21 protein-coding genes are annotated in these 20,166 nt (G+C 70.6%); 8 read left to right on the forward strand and 13 right to left on the reverse strand.

Annotated elements, in window-relative coordinates; genetic code table 11:
* Nucleotides 1-8 precede the first annotated feature (8 nt).
* Both G6N30_RS10710 and G6N30_RS10715 read left to right on the forward strand, forming a co-directional pair.
* Nucleotides 9-590 carry a DUF3558 domain-containing protein gene (locus tag G6N30_RS10710; RefSeq protein ID WP_134052599.1) on the forward strand — a complete coding sequence of 194 codons (582 nt, stop codon included), beginning with the start codon at nucleotides 9-11 and terminating at the stop codon, nucleotides 588-590.
* 43 nt (nucleotides 591-633) lie between these two features.
* The gene (locus G6N30_RS10715) at nucleotides 634-2,289 is read left to right on the forward strand and encodes a CocE/NonD family hydrolase (RefSeq protein ID WP_134052601.1); all 1,656 of its coding nucleotides are present in this window, start codon (nucleotides 634-636) and stop codon (nucleotides 2,287-2,289) included.
* Here the strand turns inward: G6N30_RS10715 and G6N30_RS10720 are convergent.
* Both G6N30_RS10720 and G6N30_RS10725 read right to left on the reverse strand, forming a co-directional pair.
* On the reverse strand, nucleotides 2,278-2,793 hold the full coding sequence (locus tag G6N30_RS10720) for a DUF1802 family protein (protein WP_234880173.1): 516 nt from the start codon (nucleotides 2,791-2,793) through the stop codon (nucleotides 2,278-2,280). The genes G6N30_RS10715 and G6N30_RS10720 overlap by 12 nt on opposite strands.
* 41 nt (nucleotides 2,794-2,834) lie before the next feature.
* On the reverse strand, nucleotides 2,835-3,101 hold the full coding sequence (locus G6N30_RS10725) for a DUF2277 family protein (RefSeq protein ID WP_134052605.1): 267 nt from the start codon (nucleotides 3,099-3,101) through the stop codon (nucleotides 2,835-2,837).
* Between the two features lie 38 nt (nucleotides 3,102-3,139).
* Here G6N30_RS10725 and G6N30_RS10730 point away from each other — a divergent pair, with 38 nt between their 5' ends.
* Nucleotides 3,140-3,907, forward strand: coding sequence for an enoyl-CoA hydratase (locus G6N30_RS10730; protein WP_134052607.1), 768 nt, complete (start codon nucleotides 3,140-3,142; stop codon nucleotides 3,905-3,907).
* Here the strand turns inward: G6N30_RS10730 and G6N30_RS10735 are convergent.
* The 3 genes from G6N30_RS10735 to G6N30_RS10745 are packed head-to-tail and all read right to left on the reverse strand — an operon-like array spanning nucleotide 3,904 to nucleotide 7,105.
* Nucleotides 3,904-4,740, reverse strand: coding sequence for a sugar phosphate isomerase/epimerase family protein (locus G6N30_RS10735; protein WP_134052609.1), 837 nt, complete (start codon nucleotides 4,738-4,740; stop codon nucleotides 3,904-3,906). The genes G6N30_RS10730 and G6N30_RS10735 overlap by 4 nt on opposite strands.
* Nucleotides 4,740-5,909, reverse strand: coding sequence for a dihydrodipicolinate synthase family protein (locus tag G6N30_RS10740; protein ID WP_407664746.1), 1,170 nt, complete (start codon nucleotides 5,907-5,909; stop codon nucleotides 4,740-4,742). The genes G6N30_RS10735 and G6N30_RS10740 overlap by 1 nt, the downstream gene beginning before the upstream one ends.
* A 29-nt stretch (nucleotides 5,910-5,938) precedes the next feature.
* Nucleotides 5,939-7,105 (reverse strand): Gfo/Idh/MocA family protein, encoded by a 1,167-nt coding sequence (locus G6N30_RS10745; RefSeq protein ID WP_134052611.1) that lies wholly within the window; start codon nucleotides 7,103-7,105, stop codon nucleotides 5,939-5,941.
* Between the two features lie 195 nt (nucleotides 7,106-7,300).
* Here G6N30_RS10745 and G6N30_RS10750 point away from each other — a divergent pair, with 195 nt between their 5' ends.
* The 4 genes from G6N30_RS10750 (at nucleotide 7,301) to G6N30_RS10765 (ending at nucleotide 11,264) form a co-directional block, all read left to right on the forward strand.
* Nucleotides 7,301-8,332, forward strand: a complete 1,032-nt coding sequence (locus tag G6N30_RS10750) for a LacI family DNA-binding transcriptional regulator (RefSeq protein ID WP_134052613.1) — start codon at nucleotides 7,301-7,303, stop codon at nucleotides 8,330-8,332.
* A 144-nt stretch (nucleotides 8,333-8,476) separates the two neighbouring features.
* Nucleotides 8,477-9,361, forward strand: a complete 885-nt coding sequence (locus G6N30_RS10755) for an ABC transporter permease (RefSeq protein ID WP_134052615.1) — start codon at nucleotides 8,477-8,479, stop codon at nucleotides 9,359-9,361.
* A gap of 40 nt (nucleotides 9,362-9,401) precedes the next feature.
* The gene (locus G6N30_RS10760; RefSeq protein ID WP_134052617.1) at nucleotides 9,402-10,439 is read left to right on the forward strand and encodes an ABC transporter substrate-binding protein; all 1,038 of its coding nucleotides are present in this window, start codon (nucleotides 9,402-9,404) and stop codon (nucleotides 10,437-10,439) included.
* A gap of 12 nt (nucleotides 10,440-10,451) precedes the next feature.
* Nucleotides 10,452-11,264, forward strand: coding sequence for an ABC transporter ATP-binding protein (locus tag G6N30_RS10765; RefSeq protein WP_134052619.1), 813 nt, complete (start codon nucleotides 10,452-10,454; stop codon nucleotides 11,262-11,264).
* Between the two features lie 22 nt (nucleotides 11,265-11,286).
* Here the strand turns inward: G6N30_RS10765 and G6N30_RS10770 are convergent, their stop codons facing one another.
* Entirely contained in the window at nucleotides 11,287-11,712 is a 426-nt protein-coding gene (locus G6N30_RS10770) for a MerR family transcriptional regulator (RefSeq protein WP_134052621.1), read from the reverse strand.
* Nucleotides 11,713-11,757: 45 nt separating this feature from the next.
* Between G6N30_RS10770 and G6N30_RS10775 the strand changes: the two genes are divergently transcribed.
* A complete protein-coding gene (locus G6N30_RS10775) occupies nucleotides 11,758-12,381 on the forward strand; it encodes a class I SAM-dependent methyltransferase (RefSeq protein ID WP_134052623.1) in 624 nt (207 codons plus the stop codon).
* Here the strand turns inward: G6N30_RS10775 and G6N30_RS10780 are convergent.
* The 7 genes from G6N30_RS10780 to rimP all read right to left on the reverse strand — a co-directional run bounded on the left by G6N30_RS10780 (nucleotide 12,370) and on the right by rimP (nucleotide 20,074).
* Nucleotides 12,370-13,710: an MATE family efflux transporter gene (locus tag G6N30_RS10780; RefSeq protein WP_134052625.1), complete on the reverse strand. Its 1,341-nt coding sequence runs from the start codon at nucleotides 13,708-13,710 to the stop codon at nucleotides 12,370-12,372. The genes G6N30_RS10775 and G6N30_RS10780 overlap by 12 nt on opposite strands.
* The gene (locus G6N30_RS10785; RefSeq protein ID WP_134052627.1) at nucleotides 13,703-14,698 is read right to left on the reverse strand and encodes a DHH family phosphoesterase; all 996 of its coding nucleotides are present in this window, start codon (nucleotides 14,696-14,698) and stop codon (nucleotides 13,703-13,705) included. The genes G6N30_RS10780 and G6N30_RS10785 overlap by 8 nt, the downstream gene beginning before the upstream one ends.
* Complete coding sequence (rbfA, locus tag G6N30_RS10790) at nucleotides 14,673-15,188, reverse strand: 30S ribosome-binding factor RbfA (RefSeq protein WP_134052629.1); 516 nt, start codon at nucleotides 15,186-15,188, stop codon at nucleotides 14,673-14,675. The genes G6N30_RS10785 and rbfA overlap by 26 nt, the downstream gene beginning before the upstream one ends.
* Before the next feature lie 3 nt (nucleotides 15,189-15,191).
* On the reverse strand, nucleotides 15,192-17,957 hold the full coding sequence (gene infB, locus G6N30_RS10795; RefSeq protein ID WP_134052631.1) for a translation initiation factor IF-2: 2,766 nt from the start codon (nucleotides 17,955-17,957) through the stop codon (nucleotides 15,192-15,194).
* Nucleotides 17,958-18,058: 101 nt separating this feature from the next.
* A complete protein-coding gene (locus G6N30_RS10800; RefSeq protein WP_234880099.1) occupies nucleotides 18,059-18,538 on the reverse strand; it encodes a YlxR family protein in 480 nt (159 codons plus the stop codon).
* Nucleotides 18,471-19,514, reverse strand: a complete 1,044-nt coding sequence (gene nusA / locus G6N30_RS10805; RefSeq protein WP_134052633.1) for a transcription termination factor NusA — start codon at nucleotides 19,512-19,514, stop codon at nucleotides 18,471-18,473. Before nusA ends, G6N30_RS10800 begins: the two co-directional genes overlap by 68 nt.
* Nucleotides 19,511-20,074 carry a ribosome maturation factor RimP gene (rimP, locus tag G6N30_RS10810; RefSeq protein ID WP_134052635.1) on the reverse strand — a complete coding sequence of 188 codons (564 nt, stop codon included), beginning with the start codon at nucleotides 20,072-20,074 and terminating at the stop codon, nucleotides 19,511-19,513. The genes nusA and rimP overlap by 4 nt, the downstream gene beginning before the upstream one ends.
* Between the last annotated feature and the right edge of the window lie 92 nt (nucleotides 20,075-20,166).

Consider the following 20,166-nt stretch of genomic DNA (forward strand, 5'->3'; position numbering starts at 1 on the left):
GGGGTGACATGGCCGCCAAGCTGAGAGTGTTCTCGGCGTTGTGTGCGCTGTTCGCGGCAGTCATGGTGGTCTTCGCCACCAACCCGATGGGCGGTTCGGCCACCGGCCGGGTCGACCTGCGCTCGACGTTCCTGCCGCTGACCGGATCCTCCACGATCAAGTACCCGGTGATCGACACCGTCGACCCCTCCCCGTTCGATCCGTGCCGCGACATCCCGCTCGACGTCGTGCAGCGCGCCGGCCTCGCCTACACCCCGCCGGCTCCCGAGGACGCGCTGCGATGCAAGTACGACGCCGGGAACTATCAGATGTCGGTCGAGGCGTTCGTGTGGCGGACCTACGAGGAGACGCTGCCGCCGGACGCGGTCCAACTCGACATCGCCGGGCACCGCGCCGCGCAGTACTGGATCATGAAGCCGACCGACTGGAACAACCGGTGGTGGATCACGTGCGCGATCGCGTTTGACACCGACTACGGCGTGATCCAGCAGGTGCTGTTCTATTCGCCGATCTACTCGCAACCCGACGTCGACTGCATGCAGACCAATCTGCAGAAGGCGCAGGAACTGGCGCCGCACTACATCTACTAGACGTCCACCAAGGCTCGACGCATCGCTGGCTACCCTTGGCCGGATGACGTCCACCGCTCCCGCGACCCTGCGCCGCACCGTCGGCAACGTGGTCAGCCGCGCCCTCGACCTGCCACCCCACACCAGCGGATTCACGGTGGACCGCGGGGTGCGGGTGCCGATGCGCGACGGCGTCGAGCTGATCGCCGACCACTACGTCCCCGACACCGCGACGCCCGCCGGGACCCTGCTCGTACGCGGCCCGTACGGCCGCGGCTGGCCGTTCTCGTCGCTGTTCGCGGCGGTGTACGCGTCGCGCGGATACCACGTGGTGGTGCAGAGCGTCCGCGGCACGTTCGGCTCGGGCGGTGACTTCACGCCGATGGTGCACGAGAAGGACGACGGCGCCGACACGGTCGCGTGGCTGCGCGAACAGCCGTGGTTCACCGGCTCGTTCGCGACCGTCGGGCTGTCCTACCTCGGCTTCACCCAGTGGGCGCTGCTCACCGATCCGCCGCCCGAGCTCAAGGCCGCCGTGATCGCGGTCGGGCCGCACGACTTCCGCGCGTCGTCGTGGGGCACCGGGTCGTTCTCGCTCAACGACTTCCTCGGCTGGAGCGACATGGTCGCCCATCAGGAGGACACGCGCGGTGTCGCGGCGCTCATCCGGCAGGTCCGCGCCCGGCGCGCACTGGCACGGGCCACCGCCGACCTCCCGCTCGGCGAGGCCGGACGGCGGCTCCTGGGCTCCGGTGCGGACTGGTACGAATCGTGGATCGAGCGCGCCGACGACGCCGCGTTCTGGGACGCGATGCGCGCCAACGAGGCGCTCGACCGTGTGAACGTTCCCATCCTGCTGTTCGGCGGCTGGCAGGACCTGTTCCTCGAACAGACCCTGGCCCAGTACACCCATCTACGCGACCGGGGGGTGCCCGCGGCGCTGACGGTCGGGGCGTGGACGCACTCGCAGCTGATGACGAGGGCCGCGCCCACCGTCGTGCGCGAGACGCTGGACTGGCTGGGCACCCACCTCGGCGGCCACCCGGATCCGGGGCGCTCCCCGGTGCGCATCGAGATCAGGAACGACGGGTGGCACGATCTGCCGGACTGGCCGCCGGCGATGCCCGAACAAGAGCTGTTCCTGCATGCCACCGGCACGTTGTCACCGAGCCCACCGGATCCGACGGCACCCCCGTCGACGTTCACGTTCGACCCGACCGACCCCACCCCGACCATTGGCGGACGGCTGTTGTCGCCGCAGGGCGGGTACCGCGCCGACGGCCGGCTGGCCGACCGCGACGACGTGCTCGCGTTCACCGGCGAGCCGCTGCCCGCGGACCTGTACGTGGTCGGCACACCGGTCGCCGAGCTCGCGCACTCGTCCGACAACCCCCACCGCGACCTGTTCGTGCGGCTGTCCGAAGTGGATCCGAAAGGCCGCTCGCGCAACGTGACCGACGGGTTCCGCAGGCTCACCGGGGAGGACGGCACCGTCCGGCTCGAACTCGACGCGGTCGCCCATCGCTTCCGGGCGGGTTCGCGGTTGCGCCTGCTGGTGGCCGGCGGTTCGCATCCGCGCTTCGCCCGCAACCTGGGAACCGGCGAACCCCCGATCAGCGGCCGCGCGACGGCGCCCGCCACGCACACGGTGCATCACGGCGTCGGCGGGGTGTCGCGCCTGGTGCTGCCCGCGGGCGGACGTCCCCCGTCAGCCCACTGACCGGCGCACCGATTCGGCGACCGCGGCGAGTGCGGCGTCGTCGTGCACGGGTGGCGCCCACACCGGGTCGACGGGCAGATCGACCCAGCTGGTGCAGCCCCGGTACTGCGGGGTGCGCTCGATGCGCACCGGTTGCTCCAGCGCGCTGACCTGGACGACCAGCACGGTCAGGCGGTGTTTGGGGCGGAAGTCCAGCCGGTCGGCCTGTACCGAGTCGGCGGTCCAGATGTGCATCGGCTCGAGTTCGGCGATCGCCTCGGGACGGTTCACCTCAACGGCGGCAACCACTTTCGCTCCGGCGCGGAGCGTGAGCGCGTCATCGGTGCTGTCGGCGGCCGCCGGCTCGAGCAGGTCACGATGCTCGGGGCGCACCCGTTCGGCGTGGCTGTGGGCGACCGTCGGGAACAGGACGAACCTGTCGGCCTGAGCGTCTACGGGCACCCGGAACCGCTTCTCGCCGATACCGCCTTTGCGCAGCAGCACCGTCTGTCTGCCGTCGAGCATCGCGTGCACGGCGGCACTCCACTCCTTGAGCGCCGGAGTGCTCACGCGAGGTTGAGCCGCGCCCGGACCTCGGGCCGGCGCAGCGGCGGCACGCTCTTGGGCGGTTGGCGGCGCGGTGGCAGCTGGGACAGCAGCCGGGCGGTGGTCGCGGTGACCTCGGCGACGGCCGCCTCGAACGCTTCGGCGTTGGCCGCGGTGGGACGGGTGACGCCGCTGACCTTGCGGACGTACTGCCGGGCCGCGGCCTCGATCTCCTCGGCCGTCGCCGCCGGCTCGAGGCCCCGCAGCTCGGTGATGTTTCGGCACATGCCAGCCACGATAGGCGCGAACGCTAGCGTCTGACAGCATGAGCAACGCTGACACCGCCGACGTCCTCGCGATCGACACCACCGACCGGGTCCGCACGCTGACCTTGAATCGCCCGCAGGCCCGCAACGCGCTGTCCGCGGCGCTGCGTGCGGCGTTCTTCCGTGCGTTGCGCGACGCGGAGGCCGACGACGGAGTCGACGTGGTGATCGTGACCGGCGCCGACCCGGTGTTCTGCGCCGGGCTGGATCTCAAGGAGCTCGGTGACACCACCGAACTGCCGGACATCTCGCCGAAGTGGCCGTCGATGAGTAAACCGGTGATCGGCGCGATCAACGGCGCCGCGGTGACCGGTGGCCTGGAGATCGCGCTGTACTGCGACATCCTGATCGCCTCCGAGCGGGCCCGGTTCGCCGACACCCACGCCAGGGTGGGGCTGCTGCCGACCTGGGGATTGTCGGTGCGGCTGCCGCAGAAGGTCGGCGTCGGCATGGCCCGGCGGATGAGCCTGACCGGCGACTACCTGTCGGCGGCCGACGCGCTGAGGGCCGGCCTGGTCACCGAGGTCGTCCCGCATGCCGAGCTGATGCCGACGGCCCGGGCGGTCGCGGCGTCGATCGTCGGCAACAACCAGCGGGCGGTGCGCGCACTGCTGGAGTCCTACCACCGCATCGACGAATCCCAGACCGGCGGTGCGCTGTGGCTGGAGGCCGATGCGGCGCGGCGCTGGATGGCCTCGGCCACCGGTGACGACATCGCCGCGAGCCGCGCCTCGGTGTTCGAGCGGGGCCGCGAACAGGTGCGCTAGCCGGTCAGCGCCGGCGCCACGAGGTCGCGGTAGCGCTGCTTCATCACCTCGAGCACGGTGGAACCCTCTGTGGCCCAGACGGTTTCGTTGAAGATCTCAACCTCCACGTCGCCCGTGTAGCCGGCGTCGCGCACCAGCGCCGCGATCGCGCCGAAGTCGATGACGCCGTCGCCCATCATGCCGCGCGACACCAGCGGGTCCGGCGTCATCGGCACCAGCCAGTCGCAGATCTGGAACGCGCTGATGCGCCCCGCGGCGCCCGCGGCGGCAACGCTCTCCGCGAGGTTCGGGTCCCACCAGATGTGGAAGGTGTCCACGACGACGCCGACGCTCCGGGCGGGGTGCGGTGCGGCCAGGTCGAGGGCCTGGGCCAGGGTGGAGATGACCGCGCGGTCCGCGCAGAACATCGGGTGCAGCGGTTCCAGCGCCAGGCGGACGTCGCGTTCGGCCGCATACGGCACCAGGCGGGCGAGACGATCGGCCAGCCGGGCGCGCGCGCCCGGCAGGTCGCGGTCGGGGATGCCACCGGCGACGATCACCAGTTCCGGCGTACCCAGGGTGGCCGCCTCGTCGATGGCGCGACGGTTGTCGTCGAGCGCCGCCCCCTCGTCGTCGACGCCGGTGAGAAAACCACCGCGACACAGGCTGGACACCCGTAACCCGTTGTCGCGCACCATCTTCGCCGCCGCGTCGACGCCGGCCTCGGCGACCCGGTCCCGCCACAGCCCGATGGCGGGCAGTCCGGCCGCGGCGGTGGCCTCGACGGCCTCACGCAGCGTCCAGCCCTTGGTGGTCATCGTGTTCAGCGACAGCCGGGCGAACTGGCCGCTCATCACCCGACCCCGTTCACCGCGAGGAAGGTGCGCATCCGGTGGGCGGCCAGGTGCGGGTCGGTGAGCAGTCCCGCCCGGTCGGCCAGCGCGAACACCTCACACAGGTGAGCGACCGACCGCCCGGCCGCGAGACCGCCGACCATCGTGAACCCCGCCTGGTGGCCGTTGAGCCACGACAGGAACGCGATGCCGGTCTTGTAGTAGTACGTCGGCGCCGCGAAGATGTGCCTGCCCAGCGCCCGCGTGGATTCCAGAATCTCGCTGGCGCGGTCGGTCTCACCGAGGTCGAGGTGCTGCAGCGCGGTCGACGCGGCCGGGTAGATCGCCGCGAAGATGCCGAGCAGGGCGTCGGAGTGGTCCCTGCCCGGGAAGCCGTCGCCGACGATCAGCTCGGGATAGTTGAAGTCGTCGCCGGTGTAGAGACGCACTCCGGTCGGCAGCGCGCGACGCAGCGCCACCTCGTGGTCGGCGTCCAGCAGCGACACCTTGACCCCGTCGATCTTGTCGGCGTGGGTCGCGATCAGCTCCTGGAATGTGGCGGTGGCGCGGGCGATGTCGCGATCACCCCAGTAACCGCGCAGCGCGGGGTCGAACATCTCCCCCAGCCAGTGCAGGATCACCGGGCGGTCGGCCTCGGCGAGCAGCGTGCCGTACACCGACAGATAGTCCGCCGGCGTCGTGGCGGCGTTCGCCAGCGCCCGCGACGCCATCAGGATGACGTTGGCGCCGGCCTCGCGTACCACCTCGATCTGTTCGCGATAGGCGTCGGCGATGACGGCCAGCCCGCGCGCACCCGCGGGGACATCCGCCGGATCCAGCTGATCGGTGCCCGCGCCGCACGCCAGCAGACCGCCGACGGTGGCGGCCTCGCGGCCGCTGCGGCAGATCAGTTCGCGGGTCGCGGGCCAGTCCAGACCCATCCCCCGCTGCGCGGTGTCCATGGCGTCGGCCACTCCCAGACCGTACGACCACAGTTCATGGCGGTAGGCCAGGGTGGTGTCCCAGTCGAGGTCCGCGGGGGCGCCGGGGCTGGTGTCACCGAGCGGGCGGGGCACCACATGTGCTGCGGCGTAGGCGATTCGGGACTCGATCGGCCGCTGCGGCTTTCGCCATGGGCCCGGTTCACCCACCCGGTGAGTGCGCAGGTCACCGTCGACGGGCAGCAGCACGGTGGCGTCGGTCAAGGACCGGGAGGTGGTCACAGCGCGATCTCCGGCACCTCGAGGCGGCGGCCCTCGGCGGAGCTGCGCAGGCCGAGTTCGGCCAGCTGCACACCGCGCGCGGCCGACAGCAGGCCGAACCGGTGCGGCCGGCCGGCCACGACGTCGCGCAGATACTCCTCCCACTGCAGCTTGAACCCGTTGTCGAGGTCGGCGTTGGCCGGCACCTCCAGCCACTGGTCGCGGAACTTCTCGGTGACCGGAAGATCCGGGTTCCACACCGGCTTCGGCGTGTGCGCCCGCTGCTGGGCCACGCAGCGCCGAAGACCCGCGACCGCCGAGCCGTGCGTCCCGTCGATCTGGAATTCGACCAGTTCGTCGCGGTAGACCCGCACCGCCCACGACGAGTTGATCTGCGCGATGATGCCGCCTTCGATCTCGAAGATGCCGTAGGCCGCGTCATCGGCGGTCGCGTCATAAGGTCGGTGGGCTTCGTCCCACCGCGTCGGGATGTGGGTGACGGACCGCGCAGTGACCGCCTGCACGGGACCGAGCAGCGCCTCCATCACGTAGTTCCAGTGGCAGAACATGTCGACGGTGATCCCGCCGCCGTCCTCGGCGCGGTAGTTCCAGCTCGGCCGCTGCGCGGGCTGCGAGTCACCCTCGAACACCCAGTAGCCGAACTCCCCGCGCATCGACAGGATCCGGCCGAAGAAGCCCTCGTCGACCAGGCGCCGCAGCTTCACCAGCCCCGGCAGGTACAGCTTGTCGTGCACCACGCCCGCCACGATCCCGGCGTTGTCCGCCATGCGCGCCAACTCGACCGCCTCGCCGAGGGTTTCGGCGGTGGGCTTCTCGGTGTAGACGTGCTTGCCCGCCTTGATCGCCGAGGAGAGGGCCTCGACGCGGCGCGATGTCACCTGGGCATCGAAGTACACGTCGACGGTGGGGTCCGCGATCACCGAGGCGGTGTCGGTCGTCCAGTGCTCGACGCCGTGCTCGGCGGCGAGGTCGGCCAGCTTGTCCGCGTTGCGGCCGACCAGGATCGGTTCGACGGCCACGCGGGTGCCGTCCTCGAGCACCAGGCCGGTGTCGCGCAGCGGCAGGATCGACCGGACCAGGTGCTGGCGGTAGCCCATCCGCCCGGTCACGCCGTTCATGGCGATGCGCAGGATACGGCGGCCGGAGGGACCTGAAGAAGCCATCGGGATTCCTTGTCTGTGGGCCGGCTGCCGTGGCGCCGGCGCGTGCTGTCGAGGATCGGCACCGTTCGGAAGGCGCTCGGGGCCTCACGCGGTGTCAGCACTTCGGAATGCGCTTTCCACGGTAAGCTGGGACACACCGTCCGGTCAACACCGGCCAACCGGGGCCGTCGGCGCGGACAGAGAAGAGAGACGGCGATGGTTGCGGTGAGACTGCAGGACGTGGCCGCCCGGGCAGGCGTGTCCCAGGCGACGGCCTCGCGTGTGCTCAACGGATCGGCCCGGGTCCCCGGCGAGGGTGTCGCCGACCGGGTCCGCGCCGCCGCACGCGAACTCGGTTACGTCCCGAACGCGCAGGCACAGGCGCTGGCGCGGGCGTCGACCGGCTTGCTGGGCCTGGTCGTCCACGACATCGCCGACCCCTACTTCTCCTCGATCGCCCGCGGTGTGCAGGCCGCGGCGCGCACCGCGCGCAAACACATGCTGTTGGCCAGCACCGACCGGGACTTCGACATCGAACGGGAAGCGGTCAGCACGTTCATCGCCCACCGGGCGGACGCGATCGTGCTGGCCGGTTCTCGGCAGAGCGGCGACCTGGACCTCGACCTGGAGGCGGAGTTCGCCCGCTACCGAGACAACGGCGGCCGCGTCGTCGTGATCGGACAGCCCCTGGCCTGCGGCGGCGCGGTGGAGCCCGAGAACCATTCGGGCGCAGCGAATCTCGCCGATGCGCTGGTGGCGGCGGGCCATACCCAGTTCGCGGTGGTCGGTGGCCCCGGCAGCATTCGCACCGCGGTCGACCGGCGCAACGGGTTCGTCGAAGCGCTCGGCAGACGGGGGCTGACCCCGCTGGTCGAGGTGTCAGGGGACTTCACCCGGGACGGCGGGTATTCCGCCGCCCGCCGCCTCGCCGGCGCCCTCGAACTGCGTGCGGACACCGGTACGACACCGGTGTGCGTCTTCGCGGTCACCGACGTCATGGCCATCGGCGCCATCGCGGCATGGCGAGAACTGGGTCTGTCGGTGCCCCGCGACGTCTGCGTCGCCGGATTCGACGACATCCCGACCCTGCGCGATCACACACCGAGCCTGTCCACGGTGGCGCTGCCGCTCGAGCACATCGGCGCGCGGGCGGTCGAGCTGGCGCTCTGCCGCGACTTCGGGCCCGATGACCTGCGGGAATCCGTTCCAGGCAGCGTCGTGCTCCGCGACAGCACCCGCCTGCCCTGACTGCGTCGACGCCGGGCAGGATGCGACAGGCGGCACCCGTACGTTGACAGTGTGCGCTGGGTCACTTACAGTCGGAACCGCTTCGGAAAGCGCATTCCCAGTCGGGACACTCGAACCCGAGCCACTGCGAACTTAGGACACTCCATGGCGGTAACGGCATCAGCCGGCGTGCGCCCCACCGGGGACAACGATTCACCACCGGGCTCCCCACGGCGACCGGCGCTGCGGCGCCCGAGCTTCAACCTCCGCCGTACGGCCGCGAGCCTGTGGCGCCCGGTGGCGCTCGTCCTCGCGCTGTTGGCCGGCTGGTATGCCGTCACCGCGGCCGAGCTGGTCGCGCCCTACATCCTGCCGTCACCGGGCGACACGTGGCGCACGGCGCAGGAGAATGCCGCCTACCTCGCACAGAACACGTGGGTGACCACCTGGGAGACGGTCATCGGTTTCGTGATCGCCGCGGTGGTGGGCGAGTTCGTCGCGGTGATGATGATCTACTCGGCGAGCCTGGAGAAGACGGTGTACCCGCTGATCCTCTTCGCCCAGGTGGTGCCGAAGATCGCGATCGCCCCGCTGTTCGTGGTGTGGCTCGGCTTCGGCCCGTCCCCCAAGATCCTGGTGGCGGTGCTGATGGCGTTCTTCCCGATCGTCATCTCCGGCCTCGCCGGGCTGCGCTCGGTGGACCCCGAGATCCTCGAACTCACCTCCACCATGGGCGCGAGCCGGTTCAAGACCTTCATGAAGATCCGGTTCCCCGCGTCGTTGCCCCAGCTGATGTCGGGCCTGAAGGTGGCGGCCACGCTCGCGGTCACCGGTGCGGTGGTCGGCGAATTCGTCGGCGCCAACGAGGGTCTGGGCTACGTCATCCTGCAGGCAAACGGAAACGTCGACACCGCAATGCTTTTCGCTGCCCTGATCATCATGTCGGCGCTGGGCATCGTGTTGTTCGCAATCATCGAGATCGCCGAGAAGCTGCTCATCCCGTGGCATTCGTCGCGCCGCGTCGTCAACTCCGCCAGCACCGCCGTCTGACCGTCACTCAACCCGCGAATTTTCGATGAGGAGATAGACCATGACATCTTTCCGCCGCCGCGCCACCGTCGCGGCCGCCGCCACCACCGCCGCCCTGACCCTCGCCGCCTGCGGCGGTGGCGGGGGCAGCGAGAACACGCCCGCCGCGGACGGTGCGGCCGACTCCGCCACCCTGATGCTCAACTGGTATCCGTACGGCGAGCACGCACCGTTCTACTACGGCGTGCAGGAGGGGATCTTCGACAAGCACGGCATCGACCTGCAGATCGACGCCGGCCAGGGCTCCACCAAGACCGTGCAGGCCGTCGGATCGAAGCAGGTCGACTTCGGCTGGGCGGACACCCCGGCGGTACTGAGCAACATCGACAAGGGCGTGGAGGTCCGCAGCACCGGCGTGTTCCTGCAGACCACCCCGTCGGCCGTGCAGGTGTTCGCCGACTCCGGGATCAACACTCCCCAGGATCTCGCCGGCCGCACCATCGCCGTGTCCGCCGGTGACGCACCCACCACCACCTTCCCGATCTACCTCGACAAGGTCGGCGTCGCACAGGATCAGGTGACCCAGCAGAGCCTCGACGCAGCGGGCAAGATGGCCGCGATGATGTCGGGCCGCGTCGACGGGCTGATCGGCTTCGCCCACGACCAGGGGCCCACGATCGCCAACAAGAGCGGCCGAGAGGTGCGCTACCTCAAGTACTCCGATGCCGGGCTGAACTTCTACAGCAACGGGCTGATCGCCAACGAGTCGACGATCTCCGACAATCCCGAGCTGGTGCAGAACATGGTCGACGCCACCAGTGAGGCGTTCGCCGCCGCCACCGAGAACCCGGAGGCCGCGGTCGACGCGATGGCGGGCAAGGATCCGCAGATGCCGCCGCGCGAGGTGCTGCTGCAGCAGTGGCAGCAGACCATCCCGCTGCTGAGCACCGCGGCCACCGCCGGTCAGGCGCCGGGCAGCAACGCGAAGGAAGACTGGACCACCACCATCGCGACCCTCACCGATGCCGGATTGCTCGAGACCGCGAAAGACCCGGCGGAATACTGGGATTCGTCATTCGCGCCCCAGGCCGGGCAGTAGGAGATGCCGACGATGTCGACCGCGACGATGACCGCACCCAGGACCACCGTGACCGAAGACGCCATCACGATCGAGAACCTCACCGTGACGTTCTCGTCCAAACGCGGGACCGTGACCGCACTCGACGACATCCACCTGCGCGTGGCCGACGGCGAGTTCGTCTCGATCGCAGGCCCGTCGGGTTGCGGCAAGTCCACGCTGCTGAAGGTGGTCGCCGGACTGACCGACTCGACTTCGGGCGAGGTGCGGCTGCGCGGCAAGTCCGTCCGCGGACCGCAGCGCGAGATCGGCTACGTGTTCCAGCGTGCCGCGTTGCTCGAGTGGCGTTCGGTGCGCCGCAACATCCTGCTGCAGGCCGAGATGCGTGGCATGTCCCGCCAGGCCGCCGCACGGCGCTGCGACCACCTCATCGAGATGACCGGACTCACCGGGTTCGAGAACGCGCTGCCGCACGAGCTGTCCGGCGGTATGCAGCAACGTGTTTCGCTGTGCCGGGCGCTGCTGCACGAACCGGGCGTGCTGCTCATGGACGAACCGTTCGGCGCGCTGGACGCGTTGACCCGCGAGAAGATGAACGTCGAACTGCACCGCATCTGGCGCGAGACCGGCACGACGGTGGTGCTGGTGACGCACTCCGTCGCCGAGGCCGTGTACCTCGCCAACCGGGTGGTGGTGATGAGCCCGCGCCCCGGCCGCATCGTCGAGACGCTCGACGTCGACCTGCCCGCCGAGCGGAACTACGCCGAGACCATGGAGCGCCCGGAGTTCATCCGCGTCGCCAATCGGGTGCGCGACCTGCTGGGCAGTTCCACCGCAGCCGACTGATCCCCGCGAGCGTGCGCGGCGGTCAGGGGCCGTGTTCGGCGGCGAGCTCCTCGACGCTCATGCCGTCGACGAGACGGTCCAGCGCGCCGGTCATCGTCGGGCACTCTCGGGCGGGGTGGTCGGTCGGACACTCCAGCGCAGTGGTGAGGAACCGCTGGGCACCCCGGGCCCTGGCGATCACCCGGTCCAGCTCGGCGATCTGCTCGCGGACCGTCTGCCGCCACTGTTCACTCGGCGCGTCGAGCACCGCCACGGCGGTGTCGAGCGGCAGATCCAGCCCGTGCACGATCTTGAGCAACGCCAGCCTGCGCAGCTCGTCGGGCCCGTACATCCGCCGCCCCGACCGCCGGCCCTGGGGGTGCACCAGACCGCGCTCGTCGTAGTAGCGCAACGCCGACGTCGTCATTCCCAGCCGGGCGGCCGCCTCGCCGATCGGAATCGCCTCCATGCGGCCATTTGACTTCAACCGGACTTGAACCGGCAAGGTCGTTTCATGACCGAACCCGCCACCGTGGTCAACCACCATGCCGGCCAGCGGGGCTTCGCCGGGCCCACCGGCGTGCTGTCCGCCGTCCTGTTCCTGCTCACCGGACGCGGCAACGCCCGCCTCGCCGCCGACCTCGCCGCGGTGTCGGCGAACGACCGTGTCGTCGACGTCGGGTGTGGGCCCGGGACCGCCGCCCGGGTCGCGGCCCGCCGCGGCGCCCGGGTCACCGGTATCGACCCGTCGGACGCCATGTTGCGGGTGGCGCGGGCGGTGACCCGCCGCCGCACCGCGGTGACGTGGGTGCGCGCCGGCGCCGAGGCGCTGCCCGTGCCCGACGGGTCCGCGACGGTCGTCTGGGCGCTGGCCACGGTGCACCACTGGCCCGATGTCGGCACGGCGCTGACCGAGATCCACCGCGTGCTGGCCGCCGGCGGGCAGCTGCTCGTCCTGGAGCGTCAGGTCCAGCCCGGCGCCACCGGACTCGCCAGCCACGGCTGGACTGCGCAGCAGGCGGAAACGTTTGCCGCACTGTGCAGTTCCGCCGGCTTGACCGATGTGCGCGTGACCGCACACGTGCGCCGGCGCCGTGCCGCCTGGACCGTGCGCGCCGTCCGGCCGTCAGCCCCGTGACGTGCCCGGGACCAGCCACCGCCCCGACAGCGCCCGCCAGCCGACGAACACCAGACGCAGCACCATGAACGTGGTCAGCCCCGCCCAGATCCCGACGAGCCCCCAGCCGAACGCGAGCGCCAGCCAAATCAGCGGCAGGAAGCCGACCAGCGCGCTGATCAGCGTCGCGTTGCGCATGAACGTCGCGTCTCCGGCGCCCAGCAGGACGCCGTCGAGCGCGAACACCACCCCGGCGACCGGTAACTGTGCGACCAGGAACCACCACGGCACCCCGATCTCGTCGAGCACCGAACGGTCGTCGGTGAACACGCCGGGCAGCACCGAGGCCCCGAGGGCGAACACCAGTGCCAACAGCGCGGCGGCCACCGTCGAGAAGACCGTCACCCGCCACGCCACCGACTTCGCGTGCGGCAGGTGTCCGGCTCCCAGCGCCGCCCCGACCAGCGACTGCGCCGCGATCGCCAGCGAATCCAGCACGAGGGCAAGGAAACTCCACAGCTGCAGCACGACCTGGTGGGCGGCGACGGCGGCCGCGCCGAAGCGTGCGGCCACCGCACCGGCCGAGACGAAGCAGGCCTGGAACGCCACCGTGCGCAGCACCAGGTCGCGCCCCATCACCACCTGGGCGCGCAGCACCGACGGCTGTAGGCGCAGCGGTACGCGTTCCACGATCAGCGCCCGGCAGAACAGCACGGCGGCCAGCCACTGCCCGACGAGGTTGGCCACCGCCGACCCGGCCAGACCCAGTCGCGGTGCCCCGAGCAGTCCGTAGACCAGCAGCGGGCACAGCACCGCCGACACCGCGAATCCGAAGACCACGTAGCGCAGCGGCCGCACCGTGTCCTGCACGCCGCGCATCCACCCGTTGCCCGCCGCGGCGATCAGGATCGCCGGTACGGCCAGGCTGGCGATGCGCACCCACGGCAGCGCGGCGTCGGCGATCTCGGCGGATCCTGCCAGCGCCGAGACCAGCGGCACCGCGCACACCTGGACCGCGGCGACGATCGTCGTGCCGATGCCCAGCGCCAGCCACGTGGCCTGTACGCCCTCGGCCACGGCGGCGGTGCGGTCGCCTGCGCCGTAGAAGCGGGCCGCCCGCGCCGTCGTGCCGTAGGACAGGAAGGTCAGCTGCGCGCTGAGCACACCCATGACCAGCGCGCCGATAGCCAGACCGGCGAGGCTGAGCGCCCCGAGCCGGCCCACGACGGCAAGGTCGAACAGCAGGTAAACGGGTTCGGCGGCGAGCACGCCGAGCGCCGGGAAGGCGAGCGCCGCGATGCGCCGGCCGGTCGCCGGTTCGACGGGCGCAGCGCCGTCGCGCTCAGCCAAGGGCCGCGCGCAGGGCCGCCACCACGTCCTCGGCCGGTCCGCTGGCGGAGTACCCCGCCGCGAGGCGGTGCCCACCGCCGCCGAACGCACCGGCCACCGACGTCAAGTCGATCGACTTGGCGCGCATCGACACCGACCACTGCTGCGGTTGGAGTTCCTTGAACACCGCCGCGACCTCGGCCTGCTGCGTGGTGCGCACGATGTCGACGATGCTCTCGACCTCTTCGGGGCGCGCGTCGGCCAGTTCCTCGTGGGCCACCACCGCGTACACCAGGCCGCGACCGTCCACGGCGTCGGCGATGAGCCGGGCCGAGGCCAGCACACGCGACAGCATCGGCAGCCACGCGAACGGGTGGGTGTCGAGCAGCGTCCGGCTGATCTGCGCGTTGTCCACGCCGAGGTCGACCAGCCGGGCGGCCAGCCGGTGGGCGCGGGCGCTGGCCCAGCGGAACGATCCGGTGTCGGTGGTCAGTCCGGCGTACAGGCAGTGGGCGACGCCTTGGTCGATCGGCTTGTTCCACGCGTCGAGCAGTTCGGCGATGAGCATCGTGGTGGAGTCGGCGGACGGGTCGACGTAGTTGGCGGTGCCGAACAACTCGTTGGACGCATGGTGGTCGATCACCAGCACCCGCCGCCCGGCCGTGGCCAGCTCACGCAACGCGCCGAGCCGGTTGAGGCTCGGAATGTCCACGGTGACAACCAGGTCGGCGTCGTCGCGCATCGCCTCCGGCGTCACCAGCAGGTGGCCGCCGGGCAGCGACTGCAGTGACTCCGGCAGGTCCGCCGGCGCCGCGAAACTGACCTCGACACCCTTACCGGCATGGTCGAGGACCAGCGCCAGCGCCAGCCCGGCGCCGATGGTGTCGGCGTCCGGATAGACATGACAGATGACGCTGACCGTCGCAGCCGCGGCCAGCATGTCGGCCGCCCGGTAAGCGTCTACACGCGCGCCGGCAGGTACCTCAGTCGTCTTGTCTATTGCGGTCACCGGTGTCCTCAGCGTCGAACTCGGTCTGAACTTCTCCAGACCCCCCGGATTCCTCCTCCGCCCCACTCACACGGTACGGGTCCGCATCGCCTGCGTGCTTGGCGCCCTGACGTACTCTCGCCAAATCCTCATCTGCGGCGCGCGCGCGGGCCAGCAGCTCCTCCATCCGGTGCGCGGTGTCGGGGACGGTGTCGCGGACGAACGCCAGGGTCGGGGTGAACCGCACCCCGGTCCCGGCGCCCACCTTGGTGCGCAACACACCCTTGGCCTTGTCCAGCGCGGCCGCCGCCCCGACGTAATCGGGCTCCTCGTCGAGGCTGCGGCCGAGCACCGTGTAATACAGCGTCGCGTCGTGCAGATCGTTGGTGACCTTGGCGTCGGTGATGGTCACACCGGCCAGCCGCGGATCCTTGATCTCGTACTCGATCGCCGAGGCGACGATGGTGGAGATGCGCTTGGCCAACCGCTTCGCTCGTGCTGGGTCAGCCATCCGCTAGGTCCTCGCCTTCTCCACGAGTTCGTACGTCTCGATGATGTCGCCCTCTTTGATATCCGAGTACGTCAGCGTCAAACCGCACTCGTAACCTTCGCGGACCTCGGTGGCGTCGTCCTTCTCCCGCTTGAGCGACGACACGGTGAGGTTCTCGGCCACCACCACGTTGTCGCGCAGCAGCCGGGCCTTGGCGTTGCGCCGCATGATGCCGGACTGGACGAGGCAGCCGGCGATGTTGCCGACCTTCGACGACCGGAAGATCGCGCGGATCTCGGCGCGGCCGAGCTCCCGCTCTTCGTAGATCGGCTTGAGCATGCCCTTGAGCGCGCTCTCGATCTCGTCGATCGCCTGGTAGATCACCGAGTAGTACCGGATCTCCACGCCTTCGCGGTTGGCCAGTTCGGTGGCCTTGCCCTCGGCGCGGACGTTGAACCCGATGATGATCGCGTCCGACGCCGACGCCAGGTTGACGTTGGTCTCGGTGACACCACCGACGCCGCGGTCGATGACGCGCAGTTCCACCTCGTCGTCCACCTGGATGCCCATCAGGGCCTCCTCCAGCGCCTCGACGGTGCCGGAGTTGTCGCCCTTGAGGATCAGGTTCAGCTGGCTGGTTTCCTTCAGCGCCGAATCCAGGTCCTCGAGGCTGATGCGCTTGCGGCTGCGGGCGGCCAGTGCGTTGCGCTTGCGCGCGCTGCGCCGGTCGGCGATCTGCCGGGCGATGCGGTCCTCGTCGACGACCAGCAGGTTGTCACCGGCACCGGGCACCGACGTGAAGCCGATGACCTGCACCGGCCGCGACGGCGTGGCCGCCTCGACGTCGTCGCCGTGCTCGTCGACCATGCGGCGCACACGCCCGTAGGCGTCGCCCGCGACGATCGAGTCGCCGACCCGCAGCGTGCCGCGCTGGATGAGCACGGTCGCCACCGGGCCGCGGCCACGGTCGAGGTGCGCCTCGATCGCCACACCCTGGGCCTCCATGTCGGGGTTCGCCCGCAGGTCCAGAGCGGCGTCGGCGGTCAGCAGGACCGCCTCGAGCAGCGCGTCGATGTTGGTGCCCTGCTTGGCCGAGATGTCGACGAACATGGTGTCGCCACCGAAGTCCTCCGCCACCAGGCCGTACTCGGTGAGCTGACCGCGGATCTTGGCCGGGTCGGCACCCTCCTTGTCGATCTTGTTGACCGCCACCACGATCGGCACGTCAGCGGCCTGCGCGTGGTTGATGGCCTCCACCGTCTGCGGCATGACGCCGTCGTCGGCGGCGACCACGAGGATCGCGATGTCGGTGGCCTTCGCACCGCGGGCACGCATGGCGGTGAACGCCTCGTGACCCGGGGTGTCGATGAAGGTGATGAGCCGTTCGTTGCCGTCGTGGTCGACGGCCACCTGGTAGGCACCGATGTGCTGGGTGATGCCGCCGGCCTCGCCCTCGCGGACGTTGGCCTGCCGGATCGTGTCGAGCAGTCGGGTCTTGCCGTGGTCGACGTGGCCCATGACGGTGACGACCGGCGGACGGATCTCGAGGTCCTCCTCGCCGCCCTCGTCCTCGCCGTAGGTGAGGTCGAACGACTCCAGCAGCTCGCGGTCCTCGTCCTCGGGGGACACGACCTGCACGACGTAGTTCATCTCGCTGCCGAGCAGCTCGAGGGTCTCGTCGTTCACCGACTGCGTCGCGGTGACCATCTCGCCGAGGTTGAACAGCGCCTGGACCAGCGAGGCCGGGTTGGCGTTGATCTTCTCGGCGAAGTCCGACAGCGACGCGCCGCGGGCCAGCCGGATGGTCTCGCCGTTGCCGTGCGGCAACCGCACGCCACCGACGACCGGCGCCTGCATGTTCTCGTATTCTGCGCGTTTCGCCCGCTTCGACTTGCGACCCCGCTTCGGGGCGCCGCCGGGACGGCCGAACGCACCCGCAGCGCCACCGCGCTGTCCGGGCCGTCCACCGCCACCGGGACGACCGCGGAAGCCTCCGGCCGCCGCGCCGCCTCCGGCACCGCCACCGGCGCCACCACCGCGGTAGTTGCCGCCACCGCCGCCGGCGCCGCCACCCGGGCGACCGCCACCGGCCGGACCACGGCCACCGGGGCCGGGGCGCGGACCGCCGGGACGACCCGCGGGGGCACCCGGACGGGGGCCGGCGGGACGCGGCGGCATGTTGTTCGGCGACATGCCGGGACGCGGCGTGCCGGGCCGGGGTGCGCCGGGACGCGGCTGCGGCCGCGGGATCGGTCGCTCGACCGGCTGCTGCGTGGAGAACGGGTTGTTGCCGACCCGCGGGGTCCGCGGAGCGGGCTTGGGCGCCGGAGGGCCGGGACGCGGGCCGGGGGTGGGCCCCGGACGCGAGGGAGCCGGTGCCGGTGCCGAGGCCGCGGGCTGGGCCGGGGCGGGTGCCGGTACGGACGCCGCAGGCTGGGCCGGTGCGGCCGGTTGCGGCGCGGGCGCGGGCGCCGCGGGCTTGGGGGCCGCGGGCTTGGCCGGGCTGGGTGCCGCCGGTGTCGGCGACGGGGCCGGAGCGGCGGCAGCGGCAGCCGCGGCGGCGGGCGTCGCGGGGGTGGGCGCGGGTGCGGACGGAGCACCGTTGCCTGCGCTCTTGGCCGGCGCGGATTTGCTGCCGAACTTCTCGCGCAACCGGCGCGCAACGGGTGCTTCCACGGTCGAAGAAGCGGATTTGACGAACTCACCCTGCTCTTTGAGCGTTGCGAGGAGTTCTTTGCTGGTGACACCGAGTTCCTTCGCCAACTCGTGTACGCGAGCCTTACCTGCCACTACATCTCCATCTCTAGAGGCGACAGCGGTGGTAGGCGCCGCGCCTCGGGTTAGCTATGACGCATGGTCATCGGGACTTCACGGTGTGCTCATGTTCTTCGCTACCTGTTCTCTCTTGCCGGGTGAGGCGAACTCGCCGAGAGGTTCTCGACGTGCTCGATCACCGCGGATAAGTCCGGTGAACCGGTGATTCGCAGCGCTCGGACGAACGCTCGCCGCCGGATTGCCGCGTGTAGACACTGCTGGTCGGGATGCAGCCAGGCACCCCGCCCGGGCAGATTACCCGTTGTATCGACAGTCGCGGCGCATTTACCGTTCCCGTCGACCACAGCGGCCACTCGAAGCAGTTCGGCGGCCAGCTCTCGCTTCCGGCATCCCACACACGTCCGCACCGGCCCCGGGGGGTTGTCTGTGGTGCTTCGATGCCGCGATACCGAAATCTCGTGCTGGCTCACGTCGAGTCTACCGCCAACGCCCCCGCGAACCGAAACGGCCGTAGGGATGGGACGGGCACTACCGATCACGTACCGCGGGATGCGGCGCGTCGGAGTCGGCCTTGGGCTGATCGGCGGGGGCGGCATCGCTGCGGATGTCGATCCGCCAGCCCGTCAGCCGCGCGGCCAGCCTGGCGTTCTGCCCCTCCTTGCCGATGGCCAGCGACAACTGGAAGTCGGGCACCACCACACGCGCGGCGCGGGTCTGCTCGTCGATCACGCTGACCGAGACGACCTTCGCCGGAGAGAGCGCGTTGGCGACGAACCGCGCCGGGTCCTCGTCCCAGTCGATGATGTCGATCTTCTCGCCGGACAGTTCGCTCATCACGTTGCGCACCCGCTGCCCCATCGGACCGATGCAGGCGCCCTTGGCGTTCAGACCGGGCACCCGGGAGGCCACCGCGATCTTCGACCGGTGGCCGGCCTCGCGCGCCACCGCGACGATGTCCACCGAACCGTCGTTGATCTCCGGGACCTCCAGGCTGAACAGCTTGCGCACCAGGTTCGGGTGGGTGCGCGACAGCGTGATCAACGGTTCGCGCGCTCCGCGGGTCACCCCGACGACGTAGCAGCGCAGCCGGTCGCCGTGTTCGTAGCGTTCACCGGGCACCTGTTCGGCGGACGGAATGACGCCTTCGTTGCCCTTGGTCTCGCTGCCCATCCGCACCACGACCAGTCCGCGGGCGTTGGCACGGGCGTCGCGCTGGATGACCCCGGCCACGATGTCGCCCTCACGGGCGGAGAACTCGCCGTAGTTCTTCTCGTTCTCGGCGTCGCGCAGGCGCTGAAGGATGACCTGACGCGCCGTGGTCGCGGCGATCCGGCCGAAACCCTCGGGGGTGTCGTCCCACTCCTGGATGAGGTTGCCGTCGGCATCGGTCTCGCGAGCCATGACCTTCACCGCACCGCTCTTGCGGTCGATGTCGATCCGCGCGTCGGACTGGTGCCCTTCGGTGTGGCGGTAGGCGGTCAGCAACGCCGACTTGATGGTGTCGACGACGACGTCCACCGAAATGCCCTTGTCCGCCTCGATGGCGTGCAGGGCCGCCATGTCGATGTTCATGCTCCGGCCTCCTCTCCCGGTTGGCCGGCCAGTTCCAGCTCACGCTGGCTCGGTGGCGAGAACTCCACCTGGACAACGGCTTTGACGATTCCTTCCAGCGGCAGCTCGCGCACCGAGAAGTTGGCGCGCGCACCTTCGCGCACCACCAGCGACACCGCTTTCCCGTCCTCGGTCAGCGCACCCACCCGGCCGGTGAGCTGCGACCCGTCGGACAGGGTCAGCTCCACCTTGCGTCCGCGCGCCCGGCGGAAGTGCTTCTCGGTGGTCAACGGCCGGTCCACCCCCGGCGAGGTGACCTCCAGCACGTAGGTCGCGGCATCCACCGACTCGTCCACGCGGTCGAGTTGCTCGGAGGCCGAGCGCGACAGGCTCGCGATGGTGTCGAGGTCGAGCGGGCGGTCGCCGTCGACGACCACGGTGATACGCGGGGGGCGTGCGCCGCCGTCGATGACGACGCTCTCGATCTCATAGCCGGCGCTCGCGAACTCGCCGTCGAGCAGCTCCATCACCTGCTCCTGCGACGGCAATCCCGCCGGCCGCAAGTTTGGCTCCGGTGCCACGGCGAGCTCCTCATCTTGAGTTGTCCTGACGCGCTGCCGGCGGAGACACCGCCGGAATCGACTATCCACGATACGCCAGGCCCGCCAGGGCA

The organism is Mycolicibacterium litorale (assembly GCF_010731695.1).
In the GTDB taxonomy this organism is placed as follows: Bacteria; Actinomycetota; Actinomycetes; order Mycobacteriales; family Mycobacteriaceae; genus Mycobacterium; species Mycobacterium litorale.

What these genes read in the sequence shown, in the direction of transcription:
- G6N30_RS10715 (WP_134052601.1), top strand. Translation starts at nt 634, where the DNA reads ATGACGTCCACCGCTCCCGCGACCCTGCGCCGCACCGTCGGCAACGTG.
- G6N30_RS10800 (WP_234880099.1), bottom strand. Translation starts at nt 18,538, where the DNA reads ATGCCGCCCCCGCCGATCAGCCCAAGGCCGACTCCGACGCGCCGCATC.
- G6N30_RS10720 (WP_234880173.1), bottom strand. Translation starts at nt 2,793, where the DNA reads ATGCTCGACGGCAGACAGACGGTGCTGCTGCGCAAAGGCGGTATCGGC.
- nusA (WP_134052633.1), bottom strand. Translation starts at nt 19,514, where the DNA reads ATGAACATCGACATGGCGGCCCTGCACGCCATCGAGGCGGACAAGGGC.
- G6N30_RS10710 (WP_134052599.1), top strand. Translation starts at nt 9, where the DNA reads ATGGCCGCCAAGCTGAGAGTGTTCTCGGCGTTGTGTGCGCTGTTCGCG.
- G6N30_RS10750 (WP_134052613.1), top strand. Translation starts at nt 7,301, where the DNA reads ATGGTTGCGGTGAGACTGCAGGACGTGGCCGCCCGGGCAGGCGTGTCC.
- G6N30_RS10730 (WP_134052607.1), top strand. Translation starts at nt 3,140, where the DNA reads ATGAGCAACGCTGACACCGCCGACGTCCTCGCGATCGACACCACCGAC.
- G6N30_RS10735 (WP_134052609.1), bottom strand. Translation starts at nt 4,740, where the DNA reads ATGAGCGGCCAGTTCGCCCGGCTGTCGCTGAACACGATGACCACCAAG.
- G6N30_RS10760 (WP_134052617.1), top strand. Translation starts at nt 9,402, where the DNA reads ATGACATCTTTCCGCCGCCGCGCCACCGTCGCGGCCGCCGCCACCACC.
- G6N30_RS10725 (WP_134052605.1), bottom strand. Translation starts at nt 3,101, where the DNA reads ATGTGCCGAAACATCACCGAGCTGCGGGGCCTCGAGCCGGCGGCGACG.
- rbfA (WP_134052629.1), bottom strand. Translation starts at nt 15,188, where the DNA reads ATGGCTGACCCAGCACGAGCGAAGCGGTTGGCCAAGCGCATCTCCACC.
- G6N30_RS10765 (WP_134052619.1), top strand. Translation starts at nt 10,452, where the DNA reads ATGTCGACCGCGACGATGACCGCACCCAGGACCACCGTGACCGAAGAC.
- G6N30_RS10745 (WP_134052611.1), bottom strand. Translation starts at nt 7,105, where the DNA reads ATGGCTTCTTCAGGTCCCTCCGGCCGCCGTATCCTGCGCATCGCCATG.
- G6N30_RS10770 (WP_134052621.1), bottom strand. Translation starts at nt 11,712, where the DNA reads ATGGAGGCGATTCCGATCGGCGAGGCGGCCGCCCGGCTGGGAATGACG.
- G6N30_RS10775 (WP_134052623.1), top strand. Translation starts at nt 11,758, where the DNA reads ATGACCGAACCCGCCACCGTGGTCAACCACCATGCCGGCCAGCGGGGC.
- G6N30_RS10755 (WP_134052615.1), top strand. Translation starts at nt 8,477, where the DNA reads ATGGCGGTAACGGCATCAGCCGGCGTGCGCCCCACCGGGGACAACGAT.